Here is a 14,525-nt window from a genome sequence, read left to right on the forward strand (position 1 = left end):
CACGATTCGGGGTCAAGGCCCAAGTTTGCTTCCCGGGCACCGAGCTTCATGGCAGCACCGAGGAAGTATCCCCGATGAACTTCGGGACAGTGCCACGAGGATGGCCATGGGCGCGCGACGGGATCCGGCGACGCCGATCGGCTGGCTGAGTTGGAGAAGGAAGTGCGTGAGCTTCGCCGGGCGAACGCGATCCTGCGATCGGCCGCGGTTTTTTCGCAGCGGAGCTCGACCGCCCACAGAGATGATCGTGACGTTCATCGACCAGCACAAGCACGAGTTCGGCGCCGAACCGGTCTGCCGCACGCTCACCGCAGCGGGCACCCAGATCGCGCCGAGCACCTACCCACGCGTTCACGTCCCGCCCGCCCTCGAAGCGGGCACTGCGCGACGAGGAACTGCTGGTCGATATCCGGCGCGTGCACGCGAAAAATTTTGGGGTCTACGGCGCGAAGAAGCTCCACGCCCAACTGCGCCGGGAAGGGGTCGGGGTGGCGCGTTGCACGGTCGATTCACGCCACACCTGTTACAGCGACGACGGCGTCTCGACCCATCAACGTCGCCGGTCAGTACATCTCGTGAGGCTCGTCCCACGCGCCAGGTGACACGCCCGGGTCTCTGAGGCGCCAGTGGTTGCGTCAGCTCGTCTCACCATGCGACCTCGCCTTTTTGCCACTCACGCATACGCCCTACCGTTCCCTCATGACCACCCCGCCCGATTCCGCCCCGCCTCTCCGCTACAGCCACGGCCACCAGCCAGCGGTCCTCGCCTCCCACGGAACGCGGACGGCCGCGACCAGCTGCGCCTACTTCCTCGACCGCCTGCGCCCCGGAATGCGAATTCTGGACCTGGGGTGCGGCCCCGGTTCAATCACCCTGGACCTGGCGGAGCTCGTGGGCCCCACCGGGCAGGTGGTCGGCGTCGACTTCTCCGAGGACGCCGTCACCGCGGCACGTGAGAACGCGCGGAGGCGGGCGGACACGACCACCACGTTCCTCGCCTCCGACCTTTTCACCGTGGACGTCGAGACCGGTTCCTTCGACGTGGTCCACGCCCACCAGGTGCTCCAGCACGTTCCCGACCCCGTGGCGGCGCTGCGCGCGATGGCTATGCACTGCGCCGAGGACGGAATCATCGCGTGCCGCGACGCCGACTACGGCGCCATGGTCTGGCACCCCGAGAGCGCGGGTCTCGACCGTTGGCGGGAGACGTACTGCGCGAGCGCCCGGGCTCTGGGCGGCGAACCGGATGCCGGGCGGCGGCTGCGGGCCTGGGCGCACGAGGCCGGGCTCGACGTCGAGACCGCCCAGTCCTCCACATGGACCTACGCGACCCCCGAGTCGACGCGCTGGTGGGGCGATTCCCAGGCCGAGCGCGTCCGCACCTCGGGTTTCGCCGACCGAGCGCGGGAAGAGGGCCTCTCCCCCGACGAGGTCGAGCAGATCGCCTTCGCCTGGCACGACTGGGGCCACTCCCCCGACGCCTGGTTCTGCATGCCCCACGGGGAGGTCATCGCCCGCCCCGACTTCGCAGCACGATGCACAAGGGTCTGACCACCCTCAGCGAGCCGCGGACAGCGGGGTTCTCATGGCTCCAGTCGTGGTGGGCACGTTGCGTGAGCGAAACACACTCTCGCGGCGGGGCCTGTCCAGGCGATTCAGGACCTGTCATTCGAGCTGCCGAACGATGGGCACGAGACAGTCGATCTCGCCCTCACGTCGGTAACTCTCAGTCGAGGGCCGGGTGGGGTCGTGCTCCGCCTGCCCAAAGAGGACGTCGAATGCTTCGCCGATCTGTCCGTAGACCTCTGGCACGTCGCCCCGCAGACGGAGCCTCAGGTAGGCACCACCCGGAATGGTTGTCTCGTCCAGGTCTAGAGGGTTGTCGACGTCACGCTCCACACGGACTGAGCACATTCGGTAGACATGCCGTCCGCCGTAGAGGAGTCCCAGCATGCGCCGCCCCTTGAGGGAGTCGAAACCGTGCTCAAATTCGGGTCATCCAGCCCGGATGTTTGAAAGGTTTAAGGGGACATCCCGACTCAGCGCCGGAAGATCTTCAAGGGTAACCACATCGATCCGGCCCAGGGCATGGCGAGGTAGACAGTTGCTCATGTGAGAGGTCTAGCCGAGATTTTGGCAAGTTTCCAAGCACTCCCGGCAGACGAGTGGCGTCAAGGGCAGTTTTTCCGAGCGGAACTGTCGGGGTGTCCCGCGGCCCGTTTCGATGGTGGCGATGCGAAGGGTGGCCACCGGGGTGTGGAGAGCGCCCCGGAGGCAATGGGATCGGCCAGCCGTTCTTCAACGAACCGCCCGGCATGACACCACTCCGCGCCTCACACAGGCCGGGCACGGCGCCGTCGGGAGACGCACACCCCCCGCCAAGGGTGGGCGCCTCGATCACGCACTGCCGGCACAGACCGGCGCGGGTGGTCCTACGACTCGCAGCCGCAGGACTGCTCCTGCTCCCCCGCGCAGCAGTTGCCCTTGGCGGGAGCGGGGACGCCCAGGACCGGCGAGCGGTCGAAGAAGCTCTCGGGGCGCAGCCTGTGCGCGACCGGGTGGCCCAGGCGATTGGTGTGCTCGACGCTGGAGACGACCCAGGTGCGGCCCACGGCCGCGTCGGCGTCCCGCACGGCCTCCCTCTCGGTGGCCAGCACGGTGCACTTGCGCGTGAACGCGTTGCCGCGCGGGCTCACGTCCGAGGACAGGGACACGCGCACGGCGTCTTCCTCCTCTTCCAGGCGGCAGGGGCCGCCGTCGAGCGCGACGTCCAGGCGCGCCGAGAACACGTGCTGGCGGAACGGCCCACCCAACCTCGGTGCGATCTCGCGCGGCTCACCGCGTCCCGTGACCACCACGGGCGAGAGGTGGGTGATCTCGCCGGCAGTCGCAGCCAAGCTCCAGCGAGTTGGCCCACTGGCCCACCAGGTACTCCCCGGTGTCGAAGTAGTTCTGCCAGGAGCGCACCTGGGATGGATCACCGTAGGGCACCATCATCTCCGCGATGGCCGCGCGGTCCAGGATGCGGCGCTTCTGCCCCTTGTCCTCGAACGCGATGCTGTGCAGCACCAGCCCCTCGCGCATGTCGAAGCCCACGTCCAGGCTCCACTTCTCCCACTCCATGTGGTTGCGGCCGGTCACCGTGAAGGACGGGCCCTCCGGCTGGATGATCTCGATGGGCTTCTGGGTGGTGCACGGGGCCCGATCAGCTCCGGGTCCGAGTATTCGCCGTGCTCCTCCGGGACGGGCACCAGCTCGGGGTCCAGCACCTGGTCCACCATGTGGCTGGTGACGTCCACGCGGGCTTGTGATCCTCCTTCTGCAGGAACGGGAGGCCGCGCAGCATGCGCCGCCCCTTCTCCTCCGGGTACTCGAACACGCCCGCGGACAGTGGTGCCACCCGGACCTTCTCCACAGGCAGGCCGCAGCGCTCCAGCGCGGCGAGCCAGCGCTTGTCGGTCGAGTGGGTCTGCTCGACCATCTCGAACTCCTCCTCCAGCACCGGTGGCGGGCCGGTCACGTAGCCTGCTGGGATGCGCTCGCTCCGCCCGCTTCCCGCCCGCCCCGACGACCACGACGACGGGCCACCGCCCGAGAGCCGCTACCAGCACCTGGACGACAAGGCCGTGCGCGCGTCCGCGGCCGCCCTGCAGCGCAGGATCTACTCCCGCTTCCCCCAGCGCAGCCTGTGGGAGGTCTGCGGTGAGCTGATCGCCCTGGTGGACGAGGTCACCGAGGGTGGCGGCATCAGCCGGCACCGGATCCGCACCGCCCGCGCCCTGTCCCGGCTGGGCGTCCTGGCGGTGCTGCTCGTCTTCGGCACCGCCATCACCCTGGCGGCGCTGAGCATCTGGGCGGACCCGGATGCCCTCGGCCCGGTGGACTGGCTACCCCTGCTGGAGACGGTGGTCAACGACCTCGTCTTCGCGGGCATCGCCATCTTCTTCCTGCTCGCGGTGCCGCAACGCCTGGAGCGCGCCCGCGTGCTGCGCGTGGTGCACCGGTTGCGCTCGCTCGCCCACGTGATCGACATGCACCAGCTCGTGAAGGTCCCGGAGCGCCTGCCCGCCGCCAGGGTCTACACCGAGGACGCGCGGGAGGACGAACCGGCACTGACGCGCGCACAGATGACCCAGTACCTGGACTACTGCACGGAGATGCTCTCGCTCGTGGGCAAGACCGCCGCACTGTTCGCAGAGGACACCACGGACGCAGACGTGCTGGACGCCGTGGAGGGCATCGAGGCCCTCACGTCGGACATGGCGCGGAAGGTGTGGCAGAAGATCGCGATCATCCAGGAGCAGGGCGGCTGACCACCCACCGCGCGGGGGTGCCCGCCCCGCCGTGAAGACCCGCAGAGCGGGGAGCACCGCACAGGCCACGAGGCCCGCGACCGAGGAGCGGACCCCGAAGCCCGGGACGCACGCCAGCAGCACCATCAGACCGATGGTGGGTGCCCCCTCTCCGATGCCCGCGGCCTCGAGCACGGGACGCCCGAATCGAGGCAGCGGGCCGCGGGTCAGTGCAAGGCCCAGGGAAAGGACGAGCACGAGGGCTCACCGTGGCCACCGCCGTGAGGCCCAGGTGCCGCCAGCAGGCGGCGAGGAACTGCTCGGGGCGCCGGTACAGAAACTCCTCCACGGGCCTGTCCCCTCTCTGCTCGACACATCCAGACCCGTGGACCAGGGCTCGGACGAGTGGTCAGGTTCGGTTGGCCGCCCGAGGGGCGACGTGGTGATTGCCCATCACAAGGTGGCTGCTTGTTGACGGTGCGTCCACATTTCTACCCGGATGTACTTGCGGCAGTAACTATTTCCCAGGTAATGTGTTGAGTATTCCGGCGGCCTCCCGGGCCGTCCCCCGACAAGGAAGCGGTTCCCGTGTCCCTGCTCATCCAGCGCCCCGATCCCCGCAGCCTGCGCCGCCGTCCGGCGGACGACCTGCTCTCCGACGGCACCACCATGGGTGCCGTGGAGCTGCTCGTGAAGGACCTGGACGGGATGATCGCCTACTACTCCACCGGCGTGACCCTGGACGTCCTGCAGCACTCCGGGGACACCGCCGTACTGGGCCACGACGGCCGCGTGGTCCTGCGCCTGCGCCGCGTCACGGACCTGCCATCCTGGCGCCCGAACCAGGCGGGCCTGTTCCACACCGCCGTGCTCTTCGACGACGACGCCGCCCTGGCCCGCGCGCTCGCCTCGACGGCCCGTTTCGCACCGGGCACCTTCACGGGCTCCGCGGACCACCTCTACAGCCAGGCGTTCTACTTCACGGACCCCGAGGGCAACGGCGTGGAGCTCTACGCGGACCGCCCCCGGGAGACCTGGCAGCGCGAGGCGAACGGCCTGCTCAGCCTGGCCTCCAACTATCTGGACCCGAACGAGTTCCTGCGCACGAATCTGTCCCGGGAGGCGCCACAGCCAACCACGGCACCGGCCTCCACGCTGGGTCACGTCCACCTGCAGGTGGGCGACATTCCCACCGGGCGCGAGTTCTACGTGGACACGCTCGGCTTCGAGGTGATGAGCGACGCCGGGTCCGCCCTGTTCATCTCCGCGGGCGGCTACCACCACCACATCGCTCTGAACACGTGGAACAGCGCGGGCGCCGGTCCGCGCGCCGCGTCCCTGGGCCTGGGCCAGGTCAACATCGACCTCCCCACCGGCGAGGACATCGCCGCGCTGGAGGAGCGCCTCACGGACCACCGGGTGACCACCCGCCACGATGGCGCCATGCTGCGCTTCGAGGACCCATGGGGCACTCTCATCCAGGTCGCGCAGGCCCCCGCGCCGGGCGTCGCCTGACACTGCCCGCCCCGTCATGTCGGCTTGCTACAGTCGCCAGGGAAGAGGCCGCGACCGGCCACCACACCACCGCAGGAGGTTCCCATGAGCCAGCACGCGCCCACCACCGCACGGATCGCCGGGATCGAGCAGGAGATCTTCCGGCTGAACCTGGGCGGGAATACGTTCGGGTGGACGAGCGACGAGCAGCAGTCCTTCGACGTCCTGGACACCTTCGTGGCCGCGGACGGAAACTTCGTGGACACCGCCGACATGTACTCCGTGTGGGCCGAGGGCCACGAGGGCGGGGAGTCCGAGACGGTCCTGGGGCGCTGGTTCGCGGCGCGCGGCAACCGTGACTCCGTGGTGCTCGCGACCAAGACCGGGGCGCACCCGCAGTTTCGCGGCCTGGCCCACGACACCGTGGTGGCTTCTCTCGAGGCGTCCCTCGATCGGTTGCAGACCGGCTACGTGGACCTCTACTACGCACACTATGACGACGCGGACACGCCCATCGAGCAGCAAGTGGAAACCTTTCACGAGCTCGTGGACTCCGGGCGCGTGCACGCAGTAGGGCTGTCCAACTACTCGCCGCAGCGCATGCGCGAGTTCTTCACGGTGGCCCGCGAGCGCGGCTTGGCGGTGCCCGCGGCCATCCAGCCGCAGTACAACTTGGTGCACCGCCGCGATTTCGAGCGGGACTACGCCGCGATCGCCCAGGAGTACGACGCTGCCGTGTTCCCCTACTTCGCCCTGGCCTCCGGCTTCCTCACGGGCAAGTACCGCACCACCGATGACCTCGAAGGAGCGGCCCGCGAGCAGATGGCCCGGGAGTACGTCTCCCCCGAGGGTTTCGCGGTTGTGGAGGAACTGGTCTCCGTGGCGGACAGGCACCGCGCCGAGCCGGCCACCGTGGCCCTCGCATGGCTGCTCGCCAAGGGCGTCACCGCACCCATTGCTTCCGCATCCTCCGCCGCGCAGCTGTCCTCGCTGGTGGCGGCGCCCGCACTGCACCTGGGCGCGGACGACATCGCCGCGCTGGACCGGGTGTCGCAGCCCTTCGCGTGAGGGGACGCTGGGTGCACGCAGCAGACGCTGCGCGGCGGCGTCATGATCGTGTCGCTGACAGCGGAACCGGCGGGGACACCCTTGCCAGGGAAAGTGCCGCGGTGCCACAGTGGAACCACCAACCGAGAGAAAGGATTCTCGACAATGGCTGAACTATCCGGCAAGAAGATTCTCGTTCTGGTGACCAACCAGGGCGTGGAGCAGGACGAGTTGAAGGTGCCCCTGGAGAAGTTGCGGGCTGACGGGGCGGAGGTTACGGTGGCCGCCCCCGAGACCGGCGAGGTGAAGTCCCTCGTGGGCGACTGGGACCGGGGGGAGACTTTCCCCGTGGACCAGACCATCTCCAGCGTCAACGAGTCCGAGTACGACCTGCTGCTGCTGCCCGGCGGGACCCTCAACGCAGACGCCCTGCGCTTGGACCAGGACGCACAGAAGACCGCCAAGGCCTTCGCGTCCTCCGGCCGCCCAGTGGCCGCCTTGTGCCACGGCCCGTGGCTGCTCGTGGAGACCGGCCTGGTGGACGGAAAGACCCTGACGTCCTACCCGTCGGTGAAGACGGACATCGTCAACGCCGGCGGCAACTGGGTGGACCAGGAGGTCAAGGTGTGCCCCGCGAAGGAGTGGACCCTGATCACCTCCCGCAACCCCGGTGACCTGGACGCGTTCGTGGGCGCCATCGAGGACCAGCTCACGGCCTGATCCCCACGCTCACACCGCACCACGTCGGCGGGCCCCACCACCCTGGTGGGGCCCGCCGTTCTCGTGTGTCAGCCTGCTGGTTCCTGCCGCCCGGCGTCGCCCAGCGGGGTGGCCGGCCGAGGGGCGCGCGACCGGCGCGGCCGCTCAGCAACCGTGGGCGGTCAGCGGCCCAGCACGTTCCTCAGCGCGCCGAGAATGAGCGTCACCGACTCGGGGCACGCGTTCGGACCCATGAGTCCGATGCGCCACACGGTGTTCGCGTACTCCTTCACCCCGGGGCCGATCTCGATGTTGTAGGTCTCCAGCAGCTCCCTGCGGACGGCTGCGGAGTCCACTGCCTCGGGAACCTTCACGGTGGTCAGCTCCGGCAGACGGTACCCCTCCCGGGCGAACAGCTCCAGGCCCATCTCCTGCAGACCGTCCTGCAGCGCACGGCCAGCGGCATCGTGACGGGCGCGGACGGCGTCGAGTCCCTCCGCCAGGACGCGGCGCAGACCAGCCTCCAGGGAGGCGACCATCGCCACCGGCGCGGTGTGGTGGTACGTGCGGGTGGCCCCGGAGGCCTCCCCCACGTAGCCGCCGAGCATACCCAGGTCCAGGTACCACGAGCGGGGCTTCTCCACACGGCGCTCCCAGGCGCGGTCCGACACGGTGAACGGAGCCAGACCGGGAGCCACGCCCAGGCACTTCTGGGTGCCGGCGTAGCCGATGTCGATCCCCCACTCGTCCGCCTTCAGCTCGATGCCGCCGATGGAGGTCACGGCATCCACGAGCAGCAGCGCATCCCCCTTGAGCGCGCCGAGAGCGGCGATGTCCGAGCGCACACCCGTGGAGGTCTCCGCGTGCACGGCGGCGATGATCTTGGGTGAGGGGTGCGCGGCGGCCACCTTCTGGGCGTCCACGGGCTCACCGAAGGGAAAGTCCACGCGGGTGACCTCGGCGCCGCAACGGGCAGCGACGTCGCACATGCGCTCCCCGAACAGGCCGTTGACCGCGATCACCACGGGATCCCCCGGGTTCACGAAGTTCACGAACGCCGCCTCCATACCAGCGGAACCGGTGGCCGAGAGCGGGAGCGTGCGGCGGTTCTCGGTGCCCCACACCGTCCGGAGACCGTCGCAGGCGCTGTCCATGACGGCGAGGAACTGGGGGTCCAGGTGGCCGAGCAGCGGACGGGCCAGCGCCTCGGTGGCCTCCGGGTACGGGTTGGTGGGGCCTGGGCCGAACAGGTGTCGGACGGTGAGGATGTCGCTCATGGAAGGGTCTCCTGACTGCGCCAGCCGAACTCGCGTCCTCGCGGGGCGGTGTCCGCGGGAGCACCGGCGGACGGCGGCGCGCTGTGGTGTGCGGGGCCGCCTCCAGCGTAGAGCCAGATCACACCCGGCGCGATCCCCGCGCGCGCAGATGCAGGCACTGCACGTCTGCCGTCATTCCAGGCTCACCCGCAGACCGGCAAGATGTTGCCTTTCTGGGCTCCGCGGCGTCGTCAAACGCGCCCGAGGTGGCCTATCGGCAGGATGCTGCCGCTCTGGGCAGGAAGGTCAGTGCGAGCACCACGGCCGCCACGATCAACCCCGCGATGCACAGCACCGCCCCGTTCCACCCCGCGGCGGTGAAAGGGACGCCCACCGCGTAGCCGAGCACCGACGATCCCCCGTAGTAGAGCAGCGTGTACAGCGATGAGGCCTGCGCCCGGCCCTCCGTGGCGAGGGCGGGAACCCACCCGTTGGCCACGGAGTGCGCCGCGAAGAACCCGGCCGTGAACACGAGCAGCCCCGCCACAATCACGGGCAGCCACGGCACGGCGGTGAGCAGCAGACCCGTGAGCATGACCAGTGCGGAGCCGAGCAGCACGGGGCGGCGTCCGAACCGCCCCGCGAGGCCGCCGGCCCGTGCAGAGGACCACGTGCCGGAGAGGTACGCCAGGAACAGCACGGACACCACACTCTGGGGCACGCCGAACGGCGCCTCGCCCAGGTGGAAGCCGATGTAGTTGTAGACGGCCACGAACCCGCCCATGAGCAGGAAGCCCTGCAGGTAGAGCGTGAGCAGCCGCCGGTCCCGGAGGTTGAGCCACAGGTGGGAGAGCAGTCCCTGCTCACCCGTGAGCCGCACCGGTTGGGGCGTGAACCCGCGCTGCCGTGGCGCGAGCACGATGAACACCACCGCAGCCGCAGCGGCGAGCAGGGCAACGACGGACGTGCCCACCCGCCAACCGAAGAAGTCCGCGAGGGGTGCGGCGACGATCCGCCCGAACAGTCCGCCCAGGCTGGTCCCGGAGATGTAGGTCCCGGCGGCCACTGCGCCGTAGCGGGGGCTGACTTCCTCCGCGAGATAGGCCATGGCCACCGCCGGGATGCCGCCCAGGGCCATGCCCTCCACAAACCGCAGGGCCACCAACGCCTCGAACGTGGGCATGAACCCCATGAGCACGCCCAGGCACGTGGCCGCCACGACGGCGATCACCATGGCCCGCAGCCGCCCCCACCGGTCCGAGACGAGCGACCACGGGATCACTCCCACCGCGAGCCCCAGCGTGGCCGCAGAGACGGCGAGCGCGGACTGGGCGGCGTCCACGTGCAGGTCCTCGGCCATGATGGGAAGCACGCCCTGCACCGAGTACAGCTGCGCGAACGTGGCCACGCCCGCGCACAGCAGCGCCACAAGGATGCGCCGATAGCCCGAGCTCCCCCTGTCGTAGCCCTCCCACGCCCTGCGTGACGATCCCATACCCGGATGCACCTCCTGCTGCGACTGCCCTGCCCGGGCAGCTGCGTCTTCCCGGGCCCGGCCGTACCATTCGTGCACGACCTCGGCCAGGGTACGCCCGGTGCGCGCCCGGGCCCGGGCCACTCCCACGCGAGGTTTCCGTGCGGCGCCGTGCAGGAGTCACGCGGAAGCGGCGGCACCGCCCCGGACACGACGACGCCCGCGTCCTCCCTGGGGAGGACGCGGGCGAACGGTCATTCTGGCGCGGGGCACACCGCTCCGCGCAGTGTCAGGAGCCGGCGACGGTGGAGGAAAGCCGCTCGAGGGACTCCTCCAGAACCTTCTCGCCGAAGAGCGGGAAGCTGATCTTCTTCGTCACCTTGGGGTTGGCGTGCTCCCACGAGTAGGTGAGGGTCACGGTGGTGGAGTCCGAGCCCTCGGGCTGCAGCTCGTACATCCACTCCCAGCCGTTGTCCTCCACGGTGGTGCCCTCGGGGCAGGGCTTCCACGCGATGAGCTTGTTGGGGTCAAGACCGGTGACGTGGTTCTCCGTCTTGTAGTCCCCACCCATCATCTCGGCGTGCATGTTCATCACGAAGACGTCGCCGACGTTCTGGATGCGCTGGTCCGTGCCGGAGACGACGGTTCCGGAGGCGTCCAGGCTGGGGTGCTTGGCGGGCAGTGTCAAGACCTCGAAGATCTCCTCCGCCGGGGCGTCGATGACACGGCTGACGGTAATGCTCTTCTCGCTCACGAGGTACCTCCTGTGGTGGTGACGTGTCTCTGTTCCGTTTCAGAGTAGCCAGGACCGGGGCTGGGTGTTCAAGTGTTTTTGCGGTGGGCGAAGAACCTCGCGCCGTTCGGGCGGCCTGCTGGCTCGGGCCGCGGTGGCTGCGCGGGCCCCGGCCGCGGCGCCTTCTCCGGCTGACCGGCCAGCTGTGCGAGGCCCAGCAGGTGGTGGGCGAACCCGAGCTCGGCGCGACCCTCGAACCGCGCGGAGGTGATGGCCCGGATCCGGTCCGTGGCCTCGATACGCGCTCCCGTCCGGTGCAGCGCGGCCACGAGTGCCTCATCCTCGCTGCACTCCAGTGGCGGAAAGCCCCCGGCGCGTTCGTAGCACGCCGCACGAACCCCCATGCTGGCGGCATGGATGTGCGGGTGGCCCTCCGCAAGCGTGTGCTCCCGCTGCCACAGGCGGTACACGGCCACCGGGCACTCCGAGGGGTCCGGTTCCACGGTGCCGAGGACCACGTCCACCCCGTGCGCCGCACGCTCCAGCTGGTGCGTCAGCCAGTGCGCGGGCACGGCGGTGTCCGCGTCCGTGGACGCGATCCACTCCGGCCGACTGTTCGCCAGGGCCCACGACGCCGCGGCCGCCCGGGCCCCGCCCGCGCTGCGCCACGTCCCCGTCACCACCTTTAGCCGCGCTACCTCTGCAGCCAGTCCCGACGCCGCCCACGCGGTCCTCGCGCGTTCCACCGTGCGATCGGTGCACGCGTCCGCGGCGAGCACCACCGTCACGTGGAGCGGCGTGGACACGACGGGTGCGGCGGGAGGCGACGGCTGGGCGCCGGCGAGCGGCGCGGCGGCGGCGTTGCCCGGTCCCGCAGGCTCCGGTGTCGCAGAGCTGGGCAGGGGTGTGGATCGCGACGGCGTCCCCGTCATGCCGGTCACGGCGCAGGCCGACGCGATGGCCGCGGCCACCGACGTGATGCACCGCCCCACGCGCTGCTCCTCGTTGCAGGCCGGGACGACCACGGCCACCCGGTGGATCACGGCTCGTCCCGAGGCACGAGGTCGAAGATCTCCAGTTCGAAGTCCCGCTCGCGATGGCTGACCACGCGCCTCAGCTCCGGGCGGCGGCGGGCCTCACGGTGCACGTCCGCACCGTCCAGCGGCCAGTCCGCGATGGGGTGGCGCCAGTGGCACAGCACCAGGTGCCCGTCCGGTCGCAGAGCGGCCACGCAACGCCCGAGCAGCTCGTGCCACTGCGCGGGAGAGCAGAAGTAGCCCATCTCGCTCACGACCACCAGATCCCGGCCGGTCCAGTCCTCACGCCAGTCCGCGGGCAGCACGGCGTGGACGAGCTCGACGTTCTCGAGGTCCTCCTCCGCGAGCCGGGCGCGGGCAGCGCGCAGGGCGACGTCGCTCGCGTCCACCGCGGTCACGGCACCCGCCCGCTGGGCGAGCTCCGCCGTGAGCGCGCCCGTGGAGCAGCCGATGTCGAGCACGCGGTCGTAGTGCTGCCAGGGCAGGCTCGCGAGCAGCACATCTCGCTTGCGCCGCTCGTACCAGGAGGTGTCCACGCCCCAGGGGTCCGCGGTGGCCGTGTGCACGCGGTCGAAGACCGCGCTCTGGTCCGGGGTCGCCACCACGAAGAACTCGGCCGGGCGCTCGAAGTGCGCCAGCACGTGCTCGCCCAGCAGCACTTCGTCCCCGGGACGGTCCGAGAGGGGGCGCACCTGGGTCACGTGGTGGTCGAGGGCGGCGCGCTTGGCGGCACGGTCGACGTCGCCGAGCGGCACCCGCACGAGGCCGCGCGGCAGACGCGTGGGCGAGCCCCAGTGCCACAGCCACACCGGGAACTGGACGCAGCGCACACCTCGCGCTCCGGCGGCGAGCGCCACGGTGCGGCCCAGGGTGTCGTGGTCCGTGTGGCCGTCCTGCTCCCACGTGGAGAGCACCAGGGGCTTCCGGCCCTGCTCCGCCCACGCGACGTGCTCCGCCACCGGGACGCGCAGCTGCTCCTCCGTGAGCGAGCCGTCCGAGAGGTCCAGGAAGTGGGGGGCGGCGTCCGGGCCCACGAGCGTGCGCAGGGCGGCCACCATCTCCTCGCGCCGGACCTCGGCCAGCTCGTGCGAGGCGTACGTGGTGGAGTCCGGGTGCGAGTTCTCCCCGAGCGTGGCCACCACCACGCGGACGTCCGCCCCGGCCCGCGCCAGCCGGTGGACGGTACCGCCCGCTCCGAGGGTCTCGTCGTCCGGGTGGGCGGCGAAGACGACGACGCGGTCCACCCCGGCCAGGTCCAGTTCCGGGGCGCGGTACAGGGCGCCGCAGCGGGCCCACTGCGCCTCCGGAGTGCCGGGATCCCGGTGGTCGAAGCTCACCACGGGGTGTCCTCCTCCCCCAGCTCGAGCAGTGTACGGCCGAGGGCGGCGGTGTCCCTCTCCGCGTGGTCCTGGCGGATGTAGACCTGCAGGGACTCCACACGCCGAATGTGCGCCGGGTCCCCGGTGAGCGGGCCCGGTCCCGTGGCGCGGGAGACCACGCGGATCACCGTCTCGGCGGCGTCGGCCACGGTGCGGCGCACGCGCAGGGCCCAGGCGGCACCGTTGTCCCCGGCGGCGTCGCCTGCGTCCACGGCCGCCGCGGCCTCCTCCAGGACCGCGCGAGCCGCCCCGAGCGTGAGGTCCAGCTGCCCGAGGGCGGTGTGGGCGGCGGCGTCCACGGGGCGGCGGGGGTGGCGCATCTGGCACCACAGCAGGTCCGCAACCGACTGCGCGCCCCCCAGCCAGATGGCGGCCACGCCCATGCCACCCCACGCGAAACCGGGGCGCGTGAGGTACCACTCGTCCACCCCGAGGGGCTCGGCGGGGACCTGCTCGAAGGTCACGGGAACGGTCACGACCTCCGCAAGGCCGTGCGAGGTCCACTGCGTCACCGGCGCGGGCCGGAAGCCCAGGTGGTCGGTGGCGACGACGTACGCGCGGCGGTGCCCGGTGGGCTCACCGTGCTCGTCGGTCACGTGGGCCGTGACGACGGCGCGGGTAACGGAGTCCGCGAGCGAGCACCATGGTTTCGAGCCGGTGAGGGTCCAGGTGGTGCCCGGCTCGTCGGTCGCGCCGGGTGACGACGTCCGCGCCGTTCCCCCACTCCCGTCGCCCCCCAGGACCGGCGCGCTGCTCTGCCCCGGGGCACTGCCGGAACCGGGCGGCGTCGGCGTGGCCAGCAGGGGTTCCCCCGGGCCCTCGGCAGCCCACACGGCCCAGGCGTCGTGGTCGCTGACGAGGTCCACGCGGCCAGCCTGCCGCAGGATCGCAACGGCGTCCAGGTGGGGCTCGATGATGCGCGCGCACGCCAGATCGGTGCGTCCGAGACCGCTCAGTGAGCGCCACAGCTCGGCCGTGCGCCCCTCCCCCGGGGCGGGCAGCCGACACCCGAGCTCGCGGGCCCGGTCCAGGGCGTGGTCGACGAAGGCACGCACGGCCTGCGGATCGGGGACCGCGGCGGGCGGAAATGGGAGTTCTGCATGCACGGACACAA

At 70.8% G+C, this 14,525-nt stretch carries 13 protein-coding genes, 1 pseudogene and 1 other annotated feature; of the genes and pseudogenes, 6 read left to right on the forward strand and 8 right to left on the reverse strand.

Features of this window, described 5'->3' with window-relative positions:
• Window positions 1-203 precede the first annotated feature (203 nt).
• Window positions 204-334 (forward strand) — a sequence feature (AL1L pseudoknot).
• A gap of 61 nt (window positions 335-395) precedes the next feature.
• Both B3G12_RS12445 and B3G12_RS03715 read left to right on the forward strand, forming a co-directional pair.
• A complete protein-coding gene (locus tag B3G12_RS12445) occupies window positions 396-602 on the forward strand; it encodes an IS3 family transposase (RefSeq protein WP_363785251.1) in 207 nt (68 codons plus the stop codon).
• Between the two features lie 97 nt (window positions 603-699).
• On the forward strand, window positions 700-1,551 hold the full coding sequence (locus tag B3G12_RS03715) for a methyltransferase domain-containing protein (protein WP_290499177.1): 852 nt from the start codon (window positions 700-702) through the stop codon (window positions 1,549-1,551).
• A gap of 114 nt (window positions 1,552-1,665) precedes the next feature.
• Here the strand turns inward: B3G12_RS03715 and B3G12_RS03720 are convergent, their stop codons facing one another.
• Both B3G12_RS03720 and B3G12_RS03725 read right to left on the reverse strand, forming a co-directional pair.
• Window positions 1,666-1,953, reverse strand: a complete 288-nt coding sequence (locus B3G12_RS03720; RefSeq protein WP_244944836.1) for a hypothetical protein — start codon at window positions 1,951-1,953, stop codon at window positions 1,666-1,668.
• Window positions 1,954-2,432: 479 nt separating this feature from the next.
• Window positions 2,433-3,520 (reverse strand): annotated as a pseudogene (locus B3G12_RS03725) (hypothetical protein); the annotation flags it as partial.
• A gap of 13 nt (window positions 3,521-3,533) precedes the next feature.
• Here B3G12_RS03725 and B3G12_RS03730 point away from each other — a divergent pair.
• The 4 genes from B3G12_RS03730 (at window position 3,534) to B3G12_RS03745 (ending at window position 7,553) form a co-directional block, all read left to right on the forward strand.
• Window positions 3,534-4,313 carry a hypothetical protein gene (locus B3G12_RS03730; protein ID WP_144943262.1) on the forward strand — a complete coding sequence of 260 codons (780 nt, stop codon included), beginning with the start codon at window positions 3,534-3,536 and terminating at the stop codon, window positions 4,311-4,313.
• Window positions 4,314-4,880: 567 nt separating this feature from the next.
• The gene (locus B3G12_RS03735; RefSeq protein WP_290499180.1) at window positions 4,881-5,807 is read left to right on the forward strand and encodes a VOC family protein; all 927 of its coding nucleotides are present in this window, start codon (window positions 4,881-4,883) and stop codon (window positions 5,805-5,807) included.
• A gap of 84 nt (window positions 5,808-5,891) precedes the next feature.
• Entirely contained in the window at window positions 5,892-6,854 is a 963-nt protein-coding gene (locus tag B3G12_RS03740; RefSeq protein ID WP_290499186.1) for an aldo/keto reductase, read from the forward strand.
• Between the two features lie 144 nt (window positions 6,855-6,998).
• The gene (locus tag B3G12_RS03745) at window positions 6,999-7,553 is read left to right on the forward strand and encodes a type 1 glutamine amidotransferase domain-containing protein (protein ID WP_012399062.1); all 555 of its coding nucleotides are present in this window, start codon (window positions 6,999-7,001) and stop codon (window positions 7,551-7,553) included.
• Window positions 7,554-7,714: 161 nt separating this feature from the next.
• Here B3G12_RS03745 and B3G12_RS03750 read toward each other — a convergent pair whose 3' ends face one another.
• The 6 genes from B3G12_RS03750 to B3G12_RS03775 form a co-directional block, all read right to left on the reverse strand.
• A complete protein-coding gene (locus B3G12_RS03750; RefSeq protein WP_144943264.1) occupies window positions 7,715-8,809 on the reverse strand; it encodes a pyridoxal-phosphate-dependent aminotransferase family protein in 1,095 nt (364 codons plus the stop codon).
• Window positions 8,810-9,059: 250 nt separating this feature from the next.
• Window positions 9,060-10,283 carry an MFS transporter gene (locus B3G12_RS03755; RefSeq protein WP_290499187.1) on the reverse strand — a complete coding sequence of 408 codons (1,224 nt, stop codon included), beginning with the start codon at window positions 10,281-10,283 and terminating at the stop codon, window positions 9,060-9,062.
• A gap of 268 nt (window positions 10,284-10,551) precedes the next feature.
• On the reverse strand, window positions 10,552-11,016 hold the full coding sequence (locus B3G12_RS03760; protein WP_290499189.1) for an SRPBCC domain-containing protein: 465 nt from the start codon (window positions 11,014-11,016) through the stop codon (window positions 10,552-10,554).
• Between the two features lie 68 nt (window positions 11,017-11,084).
• On the reverse strand, window positions 11,085-12,038 hold the full coding sequence (locus tag B3G12_RS03765) for a glycosyltransferase (protein ID WP_290499190.1): 954 nt from the start codon (window positions 12,036-12,038) through the stop codon (window positions 11,085-11,087).
• Complete coding sequence (locus B3G12_RS03770) at window positions 12,035-13,369, reverse strand: PIG-L family deacetylase (protein ID WP_145011157.1); 1,335 nt, start codon at window positions 13,367-13,369, stop codon at window positions 12,035-12,037. Before B3G12_RS03770 ends, B3G12_RS03765 begins: the two co-directional genes overlap by 4 nt.
• Entirely contained in the window at window positions 13,366-14,517 is a 1,152-nt protein-coding gene (locus tag B3G12_RS03775) for an acyl-CoA dehydrogenase family protein (RefSeq protein WP_290499191.1), read from the reverse strand. The genes B3G12_RS03770 and B3G12_RS03775 overlap by 4 nt, the downstream gene beginning before the upstream one ends.
• Between the last annotated feature and the right edge of the window lie 8 nt (window positions 14,518-14,525).

This window comes from Kocuria sp. UBA5001 (genome assembly GCF_002398425.1).
Lineage (GTDB): Bacteria > Actinomycetota > Actinomycetes > Actinomycetales > Micrococcaceae > Kocuria > Kocuria salsicia.

Coding starts and splice junctions, on each gene's coding strand:
- B3G12_RS03720 (WP_244944836.1), bottom strand. CDS start 1,953: ATGCTGGGACTCCTCTACGGCGGACGGCATGTCTACCGAATGTGCTCA.
- B3G12_RS03715 (WP_290499177.1), top strand. CDS start 700: ATGACCACCCCGCCCGATTCCGCCCCGCCTCTCCGCTACAGCCACGGC.
- B3G12_RS03745 (WP_012399062.1), top strand. CDS start 6,999: ATGGCTGAACTATCCGGCAAGAAGATTCTCGTTCTGGTGACCAACCAG.
- B3G12_RS03740 (WP_290499186.1), top strand. CDS start 5,892: ATGAGCCAGCACGCGCCCACCACCGCACGGATCGCCGGGATCGAGCAG.
- B3G12_RS03755 (WP_290499187.1), bottom strand. CDS start 10,283: ATGGGATCGTCACGCAGGGCGTGGGAGGGCTACGACAGGGGGAGCTCG.
- B3G12_RS03750 (WP_144943264.1), bottom strand. CDS start 8,809: ATGAGCGACATCCTCACCGTCCGACACCTGTTCGGCCCAGGCCCCACC.
- B3G12_RS03730 (WP_144943262.1), top strand. CDS start 3,534: ATGCGCTCGCTCCGCCCGCTTCCCGCCCGCCCCGACGACCACGACGAC.